A 14,838-nucleotide genomic window follows, 5' to 3' on the forward strand; every position below is an offset into this window, starting at 1 on the left:
CATCCATCCTTGGGTGCATCGTGTCCAAGAGATAGGTTCGGCCGTTTCGACCCTCAAGACATAGCTTGACCGACCAACGGCGCAAAAGCGGCATCGACGGCACAACCGTCACGACCCCAATCTCTATGGCTGTTCGTCAAGGAACCCACGACTGGCTTGCCAGCCACACCGTTTTGCATGACCTAGCTTTCAACCGACCCATTCACGATTCTCGCGAGCCAAACATGCAAACGGTCCAGTACTACGAAGAACCCGTCGTTCCGAACAACTCGATGTCCATGAAGGCAAGATTGTTTTGGACGCTCGTATTCTTCGGTCCCGCAACGTTCTTCCTTGTTCAGCGGGACTTCGTCGCAGCCGCCATGTTGATGGTCGCCGGTTTCGCCGCGTTTGCCGGTTATCGCAGCGGCGTGTTCTCGATATTCGCATCGGTCGTCGCGCTTGCTGCGGCAATCGCCTTTGCACCAAAAATCGGGATGGAGAACGCTTATCGGTTCTCGGAAATTTTCGGTACGACGGGATTGGCAAACCGATTTCTCAGTATCGGCATCGTCGCAGCAGCGATCGGCATGTTTGTGATGCTGTGCCTATGGTTCATCCTCGGGCGGATGGTCCGCCGTCGGTCATCGCTGGATCGATGGAACCGTCGCCTGGGCTTTACGTTCGGAATGTTGCAAGGCGTCGCCGGTCTGGTGTTCTTCTTGGGCGGCATGTTGGTCGTCGAACCGATGCAGAAGCAACGTGCGGCTCAAGGTGATGCCAAAGAAGGCAAAAGCCAATTCGCATCGAACGTGATTTTGAAAACGGCCGCAGCGACACATTCAAGCGTGGTCGGGCCATACATCGTCAAATACAATCCGTTGGAATGGGTGCCGGAGCTGAACAAGGTCGAAGAATTCGGACGAACCGCCGAAGTGCTTCGCGATCCGGTCAAAATGCAAGAACTATTAGATGCACCGGAAATCAAGACGCTGCGTGAACAGCCTTCCGTGCAACGACTTGTCAATCAACTGAACACGGATCCCGACGTCCAAGAAATGTTGAAGTCGGGCAACTCCCTAACGCCGTCGATGGCGATGAAATTGCTCAGCCATCCGGCCGTGATGGAGTTGGTCGATCAGCCCGGATTCTTGACCGAAGCCGCCAAGGTGATCAAGAACGCCGCCCCGACCCCAGGTTTCGCCAACTAGATTGCGAAACATTCAAGGGAATCGAAATCTTTCATCGTACCGAAGCATTAGCCCTCAATTCGCGAGGTCCACTCGGCGCGGTCGATCACATCGCTGATGAACATCTGCTGGGCAACCAAGATCGACTCGTGTAGTTGTTCGGCCGTGACGCTGCCGGCTTTGTTGGCGACGTCAAGTGTTCCCGTCGCGTCGCTCAAAAACTCGACTTTGTATCCGCGGTGAAACGCCTGGCGGGCGGTCGTGTCACAGCAAACCTGTGTCATGTATCCCGCGATCGAAACCGTTTCGATTTCGTTCGCTTTCAAAAAATCGTCTAGCGAAGTGTTCGTGAACGATCCGGGCAATTGCTTGTCGATCAACACGCTACGCGGACGTGATTCAACTTCGTCGTGCAACTGCCACATGTCGCTGCCGTGACAAAACACGGGTGACTGGGGATCGGGTTGGTGGTGACGAACGACAATCGTCGGAATCTTTGCTTTCGCGGCGGAATCCATCGCCGCCAAGATCGATCCCAAATGACCGACCGGGTGGCGAATCGGAAAAGCGCCCTCAAAGTACTCGCGCTGTACGTCGATGACCAATAGCGCACGTTTCATAAACAGTATCCTTGCTCAGCATTCCTAGCATTGAAGTCGATCGCGACACGGATCGACGGTCCGTCGATCTTATCGCAAGACGCTGGCGAAGGGGGGGCCATCGGAACTCGAACAGCCGAAGTTTTCTCTCGAGAACTCGACCGCTCTGTGAACGTCAGTTTGCGGACTTCCGCACGACCGCCAGCCAGTCTTGGTCTTGATCCACGGGCGGTGGGCCCAAGGTTTCTCGCTTGCCTCCGGCGATTCGGCCGACGGTACCCTGTTGCAAGCCGCCGCCGGTTCGCGGGTTGAACCACTCGACGGTGAACGCGCCGTTTGCGTCACTCAGATCCAAACTGCTTTCGCCACCATTCGGCAAATAGACAAGATAGATTTCATCTTGCTTGGCGAAACAAAATTTCGAGTTGCCGTTTTTGATGTTTCCGATCAACGAATCGGCATTCGTCATTTCCGCAAATGGAATCGCGTTGTCGGCAAAGAACGTTACCGCAATTCGGCAATAATCCCAACTTGTGTCGCGGCTTCGGAAGTCTTCACAGACCAGATCGTTCTCTGGGAGTTTGTAGCCGAAGTAGTATTCCACACCGCCGCCGCCGGCCATCAGCGTACCCCAAAGACATAGTTTGCGAATGTCGTGAGCCGTGTAGGTCTTGCCGTCTTGCGTTCCGGTCCCGTCGTTGCCCTGGTAACCGGGGTCGGCGGGGACTCCGTCGCTTGCGGGGCCCTGTTCGTCATTGGCGCACACCCACGGTCGGCCGGCAAGGGCGGATTGGCGAACCCATTTTAGGGTTCGCCCGTGAGCTTGGTTCCAAGAATTTTGCAGCGACACGCCCGTCAACTTTGACTGGTCACCTAGCAAGGGCGTGTACTGTTTGTCCTGCTGGTTGGGATACGTGTGCAGAACGATCGGATGGTGGTACGGATCGGTGTCGTGAATGTAGTTGACCATGTCGCGGATTTCGTCGCTGCTTTGAGTGTTCTCTTCGCCGATGTTCCAGTTCAACGCCAACGCGTGCCCGTATCGAGCGATCAGCTCGCGACAATACAGCTTGCGTTCGACTCCGGTCTTGCCGCCGTCAAGCGATTCGGGAACCTGTCCCGCTTGGTCGCCGTGACCTCGGCGATTGTCGTCCATTTCGTTCTCTTGCATTTTGAAGTGCAGGTGCATTCCCTTTGCCGTCCCGTGATCCAGAATCACACCCCATTGGTCAAGTTTGGAACAGTCATAGTGAAGTTTGTCTTCGCGTTTGACGAACGGCCAAACGTTGTCACCGTCTCCGCCTGCGTTGTAGGTCAAGAACGAAAACGTGTTGCATCCCTTTTTAGCCAAGTAGTTGATGGCACCGATCAGTCCCTTGCCCTTGCCGTTCTTCCAGGCCGGATCACCCGATTGCCAATCGCCAACGTGAGGCTTCCATGACTTCAGGGGAACACCGGACTTGCGAGCGATCGTGTTGTCGAAGTCTTGATAGCCGAGCATCGTTTCGGGTGCGTCGGGCCCCACCTTCAAGAAAAATTCTTTCGATCCCGCATACTGCAGATAGTGTTTTCCGATGTACTGCAGACGCCCTCTTGCGCGCATGTCGCGGCCGATCTTGTCGCTGTCTTCGATCTGAAAATCACCGTGCGTGCCATCGAACAGAGTGATCGCCGTTCCAGCGTTGTCGCCAATCGCCGCGCCCGCGCCTTGCTTGAACGAGATCGTGTACGTCCACCGTCCGACTTTGTCGGGCGACAAATGGGCTCGCCACATTGTCCCGAACTCCGCGGACGATTCAGCCGCGTTTCCGTCTGCGGCGAAGTAGCCGGGAACCGTGTAGCTCGGCGATCCACTTTCGTGTTGGAAGGCGACGTTGAACGCCAAATCCGTGAACGCGTTGGGCCGGTTATCGCCTTCGTGTGCAAATGGGCCGTCAAGGGTCAAGGTGACCTTGTGCCATTGCTTTGCTTCGCCACTGATCACGACGGAACCGTCGCCGTCATTACCACGTGGCCCAACCAGTGCCTCGCCGTGCGACGTTTTAGACGGAGCCTTCATACCCAGCGTCTTGACTGCTGCGACGGTCGCGGCGTCCGCAGGTGTGAATCGGATTCTGGCCACGCGTGCCCGACTGAACTCTTTGCCATCGGCAGACGCGATCTGTGAACTGACCGTGACAACGTCGCCTTCGCCGACTCGGATGTCACGCCACATGTGGTGAAACTGGGGTCCCGTTTCGAACGTTTGGCGGCTGATCGGGCACGTAAAATCACCCACCTGGGAATCGTTGATCGCGACTTGATAGGTCGCCCGACCGTCGCTCTCGCCGACCGCCTCGAGCGTGACGTGATACTTGCCACTTGCCGACGGAAACGCGGACTGAGTTTTCGCAGACTTATTGCGTTCGGGATGAATCGCCAGCCACTTGCCTTGATCCAAATAGTAGGCGGTGCCGTCGATCGAGAAATCGGTCGCTTCCAGCACGATGTCCTGGGTGCCAAGGGCGTTGTCTTGCGCCCGTGTGGTCGGCGAAAGTACGAAGCAGACGAGTGCGGTCGCCGCAAGCGCGGATCGGACCAAGTGTGAGTAATTCATGACGGACATCTCGAAGGCGGGGAAGGGTTAGGGGGACGCGATCAAACGGACGTTGCGGTGCAATGCGACAATGCTTGCGCGATCGCTTGAGCGACTTCGGTGGTCGATGACGTGCCTCCGACGTCTCGTGTTTGGATTTTGCCATCAGCAAGCACTTTGGCGACAGCGCCTTCAAGCACAATGGACGCGTCATGGCACACCGGATCGCTATGCTTGTCCCCCAGCCAATCTAGCATCATGGCGGCGGATAGAATCGTCGCCATCGGATTGGCAGCGTTCCGTCCAGCCAATTGCGGCGCGGTGCCGTGCGACGGTTGGAATAATCCGTTTTCTTCACCCATCTCGGCCGATGGGCCCAGACCAAGTCCGCCGACCAAGCCGGCGCCTAGGTCCGACAAAATATCGCCGAACTGGTTCTCCATCACCAAGACGTCAAAGTCCCACGGGTTCTGAACCATGTACAGACTCATCGCATCCACGTAGACCGCGTTGGCATCGATCTGGGGATAGGCCTTCGCGGCGTCAAAGAACACCTCGCGAAAAAAGGCCATGCTGCGGAACACGTTGGCTTTGTCCACACAGGTGACCATCTTCTTTCCATCGCTGGGGCGTCCGCTACGACGCTGGGCCAATCGAAATGCGAAGTCTGAAACTTGCGACGTACCCTTCCGCGTTACGACCAACGTATCGGTGGCGACTTCGTTGCCGACTTTGGCACCGCCGCCAAACGAAGCAAATAGTCCTTCGAGATTTTCGCGAATGATGATGAAGTCGATCCCTGGCCCGGTCTCTTTCAGGGCGCACGGCGCACCCGGGTAAAGCTTGACCGGCCGAACGGCAGAATGCACGTTCAACGCGCGGCGCAGTCCCACCATCATCGTGGGTTGAACCTCGGTGCCATCGGGATAGCGTACATCGGGCAACCCGATCGCCGACAACAGCACCGCGTCCGCCGCCAAGCATTCCGCGAGCACCTGATCGGGCAGCGTTTCGCCGGATTCGCGAAACAGTTCCGCGCCGGCTCGGTGAGACTTGAAGCTCAAATCCAAGCCCGAAAACTCCTGAACCAACTGGTCGAGAACGATTCGAGTAGCGTCCATGCACTCGGGGCCGATCCCGTCACCGGGCAACAGGGCGATCGAATAAGCAGCCATAGCGATGTGGGATTCTTCAAAAAAAGAGACACAGGAGGAAGGTTTTCGCCACTGCGAGTGGACATTGGCCAAGATTGTATCTTTAATGCCATGAATCACCATTAAATAGTCGATAACAATCGTTCGAAATTCCTTTATGAAAATATCGCCCCCGCGTGGTCGTGTCGAAGACCTGAGCGTCTCTCACTTGCACACCTTCCGGTTGGTGATGCAGCACGGCGGGTACGCATCGGCTGCCAAGGCATCGGGAATGTCGGTGCCGTCGGTGTGGCAGCACATTCGCTCGCTCGAGTCGATCTACGCAGTCAAACTGTTCGAGAAGGTCGGCCGTCAGGTGCAGCCGACCGATTCAGCAAAACGGCTGTTCGATCAAGTGGACCAAGTTTTGGTTCACCTGGAATCGACGTTCGATCACGTCGACAACTCCCAAGCCGAGCGGCTGATCCGGTTGGTCGTCGGTACGCGAATGATGATGGAAGACTTGGCTTTGCCATTGGCAGCGTTTCGCAAACGCCATCGCAACCAGCTTGTCATCCGACAGGGAAACGAACAACGCGCCGAAGAACGTTTGCTTGCTGATGAAACCGACATCGCGTTGACGCTGGAGCCCGGCCCGTACCAGCGTTCGCCGCGGATCCATTACGAGCGTGCCTATACGGTTGACTTTCTGGCGATCGCGGCTAGGAAACATGCGTTCGCCAAATCGGGCACAAGCAGCCTACGAGAACTGGTCAAGCATGAACTCGTCGTCACCACGGTCGGAACTCACGGTCGCGACACACTCGAACAAGCGTTGCATCGCGATGGTCTGAGTGCCACGATTGCGATCGAGACTGACAACAGCGCATTCACGATTGCGTGCGTTGCCGCGGGCATGGGCGTCGGAGTGTTGGCCGGGCGAGGCAAAGGCACGCTGTGCAAAAACCTTCTTTCACGATCGCTTACCAAACAACTGGGACAACGCAACATTGTCTTCATGTGGCGAAAGGGAACGCTGCTCAGTCGGCCAATGCTGGATTTCGTCGATCACGTTCGGCGTCTCGATGCTGACTGGAACGCGTCCAACCCCTAGCCGCGCTGACGAACCCTTCACGGCGCGAAGTGCCCCTCTCGAACGAACTCGCGGAACTTTCGTGGGCACTTGGGGTTCAATTCCGAGATGTCGTTCTTTCAGAAAAGTGAGCTGAAAATGGGTCGGTTTGGATTTCTTGTAAAACTCGTTTCATGCATTGGCATTGCGATCGTTTCGTGCCCGGCAGACGCTCAAAATCGAGGGCAGTTTATCGAGTCGCGGTTCGATTCGTTCGACAAAGACGGCGATGGTCGCATCACCGCCAGCGAAGCCAATCGACCCTTTCTGATTCGCCAGTTCGACAAAGATGGTGACGGCGCGTTGTCCATCGACGAGTTTCGCGCAGTGATGGAAAAGGCCGTGAATCGCCAGGGACCGTCAACGGATGCGGGCAAACCCTGGCAAGCAGCGGACTTTGTCGGCGACATCCCCGATGCGGCGCCGATCTCGCAGCAATCGGTTCTCGCCGCCGCCCAATACAGTGCGTCCAAGAAGGGGATTTCCTTCTTGGTGATGTACGACGGCAAACCGATCTACGCCGACTATCCCAACGGGGGCTCGGCGACCCGAGGACATGAGCTGGCCAGCGGTACCAAGAGCTTTACCGGCGTGATGGCGATCGCCGCGATCGAAGACGGCTTGATCGCGTCGCTTGACGAGAATGTCAGTGATACGATCACTGAGTGGAAGGACGATCCGCTTAAATCCAAGATCACCGTTCGCCAACTTTTGGACCTGACCAGCGGGATCAGCCCTGGCAGTAGCGACGGTGGCCAAGTGCCCAGTTACGCATCGGCAATCAGAAACCCGACGCTGACACCGCCGGGCGAGAAGTTCAATTACGGCCCGGCCCACTTTCAATGCTTCGGCGAATTGATGCGCCGCAAACTCAAGTCCGGTGGCTCGTCGGAAAGCCCGCTCGAATATTTGACTCGCCGCATCTTTAAGCCGATCGGCCTTGATTACGCGCGTTGGCGAAGCGATGAAGACGGTCATCCGCACCTGCCCTCGGGCGCGGCGTTGACAGCCACCGAGTGGGCAAAGTTTGGCGAATTGATTCGCTTGGGTGGAACGTGGGAAGGGACGTCGATCATCCCGCAATCGAAACTCGACCAGTGTTTTGTCGGCAATGACGCGAACCCCGCGTACGGATTGACGTTCTGGCTAAACACCAAGGTGAAACCGGCCACGCGACGTTCGATCCCCCAGATTCGCTTCGGCTCGGACGACCTGACCAACACAACGAAGATTCCCTCGGACATCGTGTTCGCCGCCGGAGCGGGCAAGCAACGATTGTTCATCAGCCGGGACGCAAAACTTGTTGTTGTCCGGCAAGCCGACGGTATCGTGGACGCGCTCGACGGCAAACGCGACAGCTATTCCGATCTGGAATTTCTCAGTCGTCTGCTGAAATAGAATCGAAACGCAAAGGGGTCAAGCTGCGAAATAATGCTGCACGATGACAATCACCCGGCCCACGAAGACCCCGAGCAGATTCATCAAGATAAGAACGCTGATCGGCAACCCAACGATAAGCAGGCAAATCGCACCTAACGATAGTCTGTCTTTCAGCGGCGTTCGATGATCATCGTCGGCGTTCATCGTTACCGTCCATTGATTCATGGTTCACGATTCGAGTAAGAGAACGTCGTCCCGCATCAACCAAAACCGCCAGCGAAGCGTCGGCAAGGAACCAAAAGGTCCCGAGCCAATCCCACCGCTGGCGGTTTCCACTAAATAGGGCTGGCAGGACTTGAACCCGCGACCTAGGGATTATGAGTCCCCAGCTCTAACCAACTGAGCTACAGCCCCGAAGCGTTTTTCGGTCGCTTGCCGATTCGGCGCCCGAAAACGATGTGGATAACGCCGAGACATCATCCGGTTCATCACCACCTTGCTGCAAGGAGCATCAGCGGTGAAGGCATCTAGTCTATCGAAGCATCGGCGACGATCGAAGCCCGCTAAACCCAGTCCCCAATTTCCGCTGAAGCCGTAGGGCAACGAGGAGGCGGAGAAAACAAAGTCGATGGCGGTAGGCATTTGCGAAATATTGCGTTTCGCTCGGTCCCGCAATGGGCACAGATGCGCTGCCGCTCAACCGTGCGAGTCAATCTCGCTGGTCCCCGTCAACTGCGGCGAGAAACTGGTCGATCAGTCCTTTCGGTGCTTTGACGATATGTTCGGGCCCTGGAAACCTGCCGCCTTTGACATCATCGATATAGTCGCGGAACCCCTCGACTCGCTCCACTTGCATTGCCTGCTCCATCTTGTACAGGTCCCGGTATTGCTTGGTGTGTCGTGGATAGGGAGGCGCGTGATTGCCAAGGATGTCTTCGGCAAACATGAATTGAATGTCACCGCCGCTGCCCGCGCCAATCGACGAGGTGACCAAACGGGTGCGACTCGAAATCTGCGCAAGCAACTCGGCCGGTACAACTTCAACTTCGACCGCCCAGGCTCCTGCTGCTTCGAACGACTGGATCTGTTCGAATATCCAGATCGCCTGTTCGATGGTTTTGCCGACTGCCTTGAGGCCTCCTGTCCAGGTGCTCAAACGGGGCACCAGCCCGGCGTGAGCTTCAACAGGAATTCCAGCGTCCGAAACAGCGCGAATGAACTCTGGCCCCCATTGGCACATGATTCCATCGGCGCCGGCTTCCATCGCGTCGTAGCCGGCACGGACGGCTTCCGCCGCGGTCGCAATCTTTGTCAGCCCGATACAGAACGTCATGAACGTATTCGGCGCCGCATTTCGGATCGCAATGGCACCGGCCGGATTCCCAGGATCAAACTTGACTTTGAGCGTATCGATGCCCGCCTCTTCCGCCGCGACTGCCTCGTCGGTCGTAAAGGGCATCGTCTCGGTGAGAACGGCTTTCCCTTTCAAGTCTTGAAGGTGCTTGATGGTGTAGTTTCGGGTTGCGTATGCCCCGCCAAGGGTCATGGTCCGGTGCAATCCTCGCTTGTGTGCGTCTCTGGGAGGCAGCGCACTCGATTGGTTTCCGTCAGATTTCATGGATTCTATTTTCTGTTCCAGCGAACGGTTGTTACACGCCAGGCAGATTCACTCGATCTCGCCAAGCCGCATCAACGAGGTAGCAGTAAGTTCTGCATCTTAGCGTGCTTGATCCGAACACCGAAGAGAAGCGGCTTTGCAAATGCGACATTACCGCGGGGATGCTTTGCGACTGCCCGGACGCGTGCCATGGATTGCCTGGACTGAATAGCCTCTTCTGACTTGGGCAAGCAGTTTTGCTGGTCAAGCTCTCCGCCGTTCCCGCTGCTGGCTTGAAGGTCATTTGAAGCTTCCCTTTTTGGCCCTGTCGCGCACGTCGTTGCAAGAAACGATCATCGCATTTGTCACGCAGATCCTCTGCTCTGCATGTTAGGCCTGTCCCTTCAATCGTCCCGCAAGGAAACCGGTGGCCCGCTCGGTTTCTACTTCGCCAAACAGAATTCCTTCTTCGCCGTAGGGTTGGTGAACCATCAGTTCGCCTTCGGGATCGACGATGGCGGATGTTGTCACGGCACCACGGAGGGCGCAGTTGACGGTTGCGAAGTAGCACGTGTTTTCGGCAGCGCGGCACAGGGCTGCTTTTTCATGGAAAGTGCTGGCAGGATCCGCAAACTGGCGCGGTCGAAAATTGGGATCCGAAACGATTTCGAAATGCGGATGGAAGACCACGTGTGCGCCATGACGGGCGGCCCAGCGAACGGTCTCGGGGTACCGCCATCCTTCATGGCAGATGACGATTCCGAATGTCAGCGGCCCACACTGAAAGAGTCGCCGCCCCACGCCGGCGGCGTACTCGTTTTCCTCGGAGGGGTCGAGTTGGACCTTGTCTTGAAACCCACCGTGACTGCCATCGGAATGAGTAACGCGCGCTGTGATCAGGGCATCATCAACGACACGTCGCTCGGTCCCCAGGATGACGCAAAGGTTCAGCTCGGCTGCCTTTCGATCAACGATCGACCAGGCGTTTTCCAGCCATCCGGTTTCTGGAACCGTTCCCGTTGTGCCTGCACGATAGCCCGGAAGAATGCATTCGGGAAAGCAAACAACGGACGCATTCCCTGCCGATGCGTTTAGCATCGCGTCGAGAACGATTTCGATCGACGCTTCGGGTGTCGCTGGGCTACGCACATTGGCCAGAGCGATACGAACGTTTGTCATTGCCGTTTCACCCGCATCCGCAGTTCGTCTGTCCATCCGATGATCCCTCGCAATGGACGGGGTGCTGATCTCGCTTCCACCAGTCCAGTCCGCCGAGTAGTTCTTTGACGCGGAATCCGAGCTTCAGCATTTGCAACGCACCTTTCGTCGATGCATTGCACCCGATGCCATCGCAGTAGGTGACGACCAGCGAATCCTTGTCGACGATCGACGTCGTTTCCATTGACATCGTTCGATGCGGAATATTGATCGCGCCGGGAATGTGCCCTTGTCGGTACGCGTCGGGCGAGCGTGCGTCGACGACAACAATCTTGTCGTCCGATTCCAACGCGACTTTCAAGTCCCACGAATCAATTTCGTAGGCAAGCTTGTTCAAGTAGTGACGTTGCTGGTCTTCCATGGAGAACCCACCGGGGTGGTTGTGAATGGCGAATAGAACGCCACCTATCCTATCGCTGGCGGATCGCGACGCCAAGTAACAGGCGGTCGGCTGTTGGTTTCGCTCAGGGTTTGATCGCATCGGTTTTTGCAGACTCTTGGACCAGACGTGTCACACCGGTCGGAAACACTGGTCTTCGTTGAACAAAAAAGTCGGCCATCGATGGCTGGCATTCACGAACCATGGAGCGATGGATTGATGAAAAATGTGAACCCAGCAGTCACCGATACGACCGCCAATTTTGACCCGAGCCCGATCCAAACGATGGCCGGCGGAATCGGTGGGACCCTTGCGGGATTGTGGGCGTTGAGCGGCTTGCAGCCACGCGACTACCAGAGCCGAATCATCGAATCGGCGATCAAAATGTTTGCGGGACAATTTCGCGTGGGCGATCGGACCAGTCCCGCGGCTTCGAGTGTCTTGATCGAGAGTCCCACGGGCAGCGGCAAGACGGTGATGGGTTTGGCGGCTGCGGCGTTCATTCAACGGACGACCGGCTCGCGAGTCGGATGGGTGGCGATGCGACGGAATTTGTTGTCGCAAGCCGAAGCCGAAAATGTCCTTCGGCGGTTTGGCGTCAAGATGCACTTGATCAGCATGTTCGACAAAGATCCGCCACCCTGTGACTTGTTGGTCGTCGACGAAGCGCAACACGACGCCGCCACCAGCATGGCGAATCTGCACAGCAAGATTCGCCCGACGTGGACGCTCGGATTGTCGGCGACGCCCTATCGCACCGATCGCATCAAATTGTGTTTTGATCAAGTCATCCGCGATGCGGGAATCGCGGCGTTGATCGCCGACGGATATTTGAGTCAGTACCACCACTACACGATCCCCGAGTACACGCCGTCCGTGGTCGCCGACTTGCTGTCAAGCGATCCCGATCGATGGGGAAAGTCACTGGTGTTCTTTCACCGCCGGGTCGAGTGCGAGGAACTGCAGGCAATGCTTAGCAACCGAGGCATTCGCAGCGAAGTCGTGACGGCGACCAGCAATCGTGATCGGCAATTGGTTGACTTTGTCGCGGGCCGATTCGATGTGCTGATCAATATGGCGATTCTGACCGAAGGGTTCGATTGTCCCGAACTGAAAACCGTGTTCTGCCGCCCCAGCGGAAAAGGTACCACGATCCAGATGGCGGGTCGTGTGCTGAGAACGTCTCATCGCGTCCCCAAGAAACAAGTCGTTCAATGTCGCCATACTCGGCACCCCATGATGCGGACGGCGATGCCGGAAGAACAGTATTTGTGGACCGATGACGGTTGGCGAAGCATCCGAGCGAACGCACGATTGGATGAAATGGCGATGATCGCACGCCGCCGAGTTGCCAAGGCAGACGTGAAGTTGCCGCCGTTGATCGCGATGCATCGCAGTCGCCAACGCCATCCATGGTTCACTCCGTCCGCTTGAATTTGCGGCCCAACGTCTCTCAATCTATCCAACATCTGATTTTCGTAACCTGGAATTGAATTCGATGAACACAGCATCCGAAACCACCAACGCAAAACCACGCTTCACTTACGGCATTGCCACCGTTGCCGACTTGCAAGTCGACCGGGTACAGCAAACCAAAGCGGGAAAAGTATCGCTGAAGGACTTGCGCATCGACGGCCAACCGGTGACCGCGACACGTCGATTCTGGCGTTCGTTTTTCAGCCGTTTTGGGATCGCGGAGAACGTCTTTCGTTACTTTACGCCGTCCGAAGTTTTTCAACGCATCGGCGAAGTCAACTCGGACACGTCATTCCGATTCTGCATCGCCAACCACACCGATACCGATGGACGGGGCAAGCGAGATCTGTTGGCCGTGACCAGTCCCAAGAAGCCCGTCATTCGGCATGACGAAGTCGTCGATCTGATCACTCGGTTCGGCGGGACGGATGTCCGTTACCACCAGGGGTTGGTCGTCAGCACTCATGCGCCACGTGGTGGTTCACGCCAATTCGCGATCGGCGGTGACCAGTTTCGCGATCGGTTTTGTTTGGAAACCCCCATCGACGGATACGGGCATCCACGGCTGTTCTTGTCGATGATGCGGTTGGTGTGCAGCAACGGCATGATCGGATATGCGCGAACTTTTCGCAGCGATGTGCCCGTCGGAAAACAAATGGATCACTGCATTTCGCGTGCGATCGAGTCGTTCGACAATGGGGACGGTTACGTGGCGCTGCGTCAACGATTCGAGTCGAGTCAAAGTTCGTGGGCATCGGTTCACGAATGCCTGACGCTTGCGACGACGCTGGAAAAAGCGAAACGTGACAAGCAACTTTTGTGCGAAGGTGTGCTTGGACGCCTGCGAGGGATCGCGGGCAACCTAAGCGAACTGTACGGGTTGTCGAATATCGAAGCGCTCAGCGACAAACGTCAGCGAATCTTGCCCAGTAAGGCGAGGGTCTATGACTTGATCAACTTTGCCAGCGAGATCGCGACGCATCACGCGACGCCCGACGGAGCGAACCGGATTCAAGCCTACATCGGCACGCTGGTGTCCGACGAGTATGATTTGGAAGGCACGGCCGATGCGTCGGCGGACTTCAACGACTTCTTCATCGAAGACAGCCAGACCGTGGTCCGTCAAAGTTTGAATTGACCGATCGTTCGTCGATCGGGTTCGTCCACAATCGGTTCACAAGTTTCCATGAATGCTCCCATCAAAACCATTGACGTTTTCGGTATCGGCGTCGCTGTTCTGGACGTATTGATGGTCGTGGAAACGTTGCCGGTGGAAGAATCGGTGGTTCGGGCCGACGATCGGCGAATCGGATTGGGCGGCGGCGTCGCGGTGGCTATGGCAACCGCAGCGATGATGGGTGGTCGAACGGCGCTTGCCGATCGGCTGGGAAACGACATTGGCTCGCTTAGCATTTTGTCGCATCTGCGTGATGCAAGTGTGTTCTGCGACGGCTTGGAAATTACGGACGATCAACGGGCGTCCATTGCCACCGTTTGGGTTTGCCGACCATCGGGTTCGCGAACGATCGTGTTTTCGCCGGGCAGCGATCGAGAACTATCGTGGACAGAGGAACTAGCCACGACGGTTGCCTCGTCGCGAGTCTTCCACTGCAACGGTCGTCATCTTGAATCCTGTTTGCAAGCCGTCGATGTTGCCAAGAAAAACGACACGATCATTTCATTCGATGGTGGGGCACATCGCTATCGTGATGAAGTGTTGCCGTTGGTCGAGGCCAGTGAAGTCTTGATCGTGTCCCAGCACTTCGCGGCGGCGCATCACCAACGACATTCGCGATCGGATCCAAACTTGGGAGCGACAGCATTGGTCGATTCTTTGGCCAGTGACTTTGGTGCAGGTTTGATCGGCGTGACCGCAGGCGAACGGGGCAGTTGGTTCGCGACGCGTGACGGTGACCGATGGCACGAACCGGCGGTTTGCGCGGACCGTGTGGTCGATACAACCGGATGCGGGGACACGTTTCATGGTGCGTTTCTTTTGGGCGTTGCCAACGGCTATCCGTTTCGCCGCTGTTCACGATTGGCAGCCGCCGTTGCGGGTAAAAACGCGGCGGGCTTGGGAGCTTTGGCGATCGATCGTCCGTCGCTTGCCGCGATCCATCGTCAAGATTCGGGCCGTTAGGGGAAGCGACAGCGATCGGGGGAATCGTTTACGATTTGAT

The 14,838-nt window shown here is 56.8% G+C and carries 13 protein-coding genes and 1 tRNA gene; 6 read left to right on the top strand and 8 right to left on the bottom strand.

The window, feature by feature from the left end; all coding sequences use genetic code 11:
* The first annotated feature begins 125 nt into the window (after positions 1–125).
* Entirely contained in the window at positions 126–1,190 is a 1,065-nt protein-coding gene (locus Poly51_RS13935; RefSeq protein ID WP_146458363.1) for a CvpA family protein, read from the top strand.
* A 47-nt stretch (positions 1,191–1,237) separates the two neighbouring features.
* Here the strand turns inward: Poly51_RS13935 and Poly51_RS13940 are convergent, their stop codons facing one another.
* From Poly51_RS13940 to Poly51_RS13950, 3 genes are all read right to left on the bottom strand, one after another.
* Positions 1,238–1,789, bottom strand: coding sequence for a cysteine hydrolase family protein (locus Poly51_RS13940; RefSeq protein ID WP_146458364.1), 552 nt, complete (start codon positions 1,787–1,789; stop codon positions 1,238–1,240).
* A 154-nt stretch (positions 1,790–1,943) separates the two neighbouring features.
* The gene (locus Poly51_RS13945; RefSeq protein ID WP_146458365.1) at positions 1,944–4,364 is read right to left on the bottom strand and encodes a DUF5060 domain-containing protein; all 2,421 of its coding nucleotides are present in this window, start codon (positions 4,362–4,364) and stop codon (positions 1,944–1,946) included.
* Positions 4,365–4,405: 41 nt separating this feature from the next.
* Positions 4,406–5,518, bottom strand: a complete 1,113-nt coding sequence (locus Poly51_RS13950) for an isocitrate/isopropylmalate dehydrogenase family protein (RefSeq protein ID WP_146458366.1) — start codon at positions 5,516–5,518, stop codon at positions 4,406–4,408.
* A 136-nt stretch (positions 5,519–5,654) separates the two neighbouring features.
* Here Poly51_RS13950 and Poly51_RS13955 point away from each other — a divergent pair, with 136 nt between their 5' ends.
* Positions 5,655–6,590, top strand: a complete 936-nt coding sequence (locus tag Poly51_RS13955; RefSeq protein ID WP_146458367.1) for a LysR family transcriptional regulator — start codon at positions 5,655–5,657, stop codon at positions 6,588–6,590.
* 117 nt (positions 6,591–6,707) lie between these two features.
* Positions 6,708–8,006 (top strand): serine hydrolase, encoded by a 1,299-nt coding sequence (locus Poly51_RS13960; RefSeq protein ID WP_186775542.1) that lies wholly within the window; start codon positions 6,708–6,710, stop codon positions 8,004–8,006.
* A gap of 18 nt (positions 8,007–8,024) precedes the next feature.
* Here the strand turns inward: Poly51_RS13960 and Poly51_RS30435 are convergent, their stop codons facing one another.
* The 5 genes from Poly51_RS30435 to Poly51_RS13980 all read right to left on the bottom strand — a co-directional run bounded on the left by Poly51_RS30435 (position 8,025) and on the right by Poly51_RS13980 (position 11,284).
* Complete coding sequence (locus Poly51_RS30435) at positions 8,025–8,192, bottom strand: hypothetical protein (protein WP_186775543.1); 168 nt, start codon at positions 8,190–8,192, stop codon at positions 8,025–8,027.
* Between the two features lie 136 nt (positions 8,193–8,328).
* Positions 8,329–8,402: transfer RNA gene (locus Poly51_RS13965), tRNA-Ile, on the bottom strand.
* A 295-nt stretch (positions 8,403–8,697) separates the two neighbouring features.
* The gene (locus Poly51_RS13970) at positions 8,698–9,606 is read right to left on the bottom strand and encodes a 3-methyl-2-oxobutanoate hydroxymethyltransferase (protein WP_146458369.1); all 909 of its coding nucleotides are present in this window, start codon (positions 9,604–9,606) and stop codon (positions 8,698–8,700) included.
* 369 nt (positions 9,607–9,975) lie between these two features.
* Positions 9,976–10,800, bottom strand: a complete 825-nt coding sequence (locus Poly51_RS13975; protein ID WP_222435858.1) for a carbon-nitrogen hydrolase family protein — start codon at positions 10,798–10,800, stop codon at positions 9,976–9,978.
* Complete coding sequence (locus Poly51_RS13980; RefSeq protein ID WP_222435859.1) at positions 10,772–11,284, bottom strand: rhodanese-like domain-containing protein; 513 nt, start codon at positions 11,282–11,284, stop codon at positions 10,772–10,774. Before Poly51_RS13980 ends, Poly51_RS13975 begins: the two co-directional genes overlap by 29 nt.
* An 81-nt stretch (positions 11,285–11,365) precedes the next feature.
* Here Poly51_RS13980 and Poly51_RS13985 point away from each other — a divergent pair, with 81 nt between their 5' ends.
* The 3 genes from Poly51_RS13985 (at position 11,366) to Poly51_RS13995 (ending at position 14,798) form a co-directional block, all read left to right on the top strand.
* Positions 11,366–12,616, top strand: coding sequence for a DEAD/DEAH box helicase (locus Poly51_RS13985; protein ID WP_246114489.1), 1,251 nt, complete (start codon positions 11,366–11,368; stop codon positions 12,614–12,616).
* Between the two features lie 64 nt (positions 12,617–12,680).
* On the top strand, positions 12,681–13,796 hold the full coding sequence (locus Poly51_RS13990) for a DUF932 domain-containing protein (protein WP_146458370.1): 1,116 nt from the start codon (positions 12,681–12,683) through the stop codon (positions 13,794–13,796).
* Positions 13,797–13,844: 48 nt separating this feature from the next.
* Positions 13,845–14,798 carry a carbohydrate kinase family protein gene (locus Poly51_RS13995; protein ID WP_146458371.1) on the top strand — a complete coding sequence of 318 codons (954 nt, stop codon included), beginning with the start codon at positions 13,845–13,847 and terminating at the stop codon, positions 14,796–14,798.
* Positions 14,799–14,838 lie beyond the last annotated feature (40 nt).

The sequence above is a fragment of the Rubripirellula tenax genome (assembly GCF_007860125.1).
Classification (GTDB): Bacteria; Planctomycetota; Planctomycetia; order Pirellulales; family Pirellulaceae; genus Rubripirellula; species Rubripirellula tenax.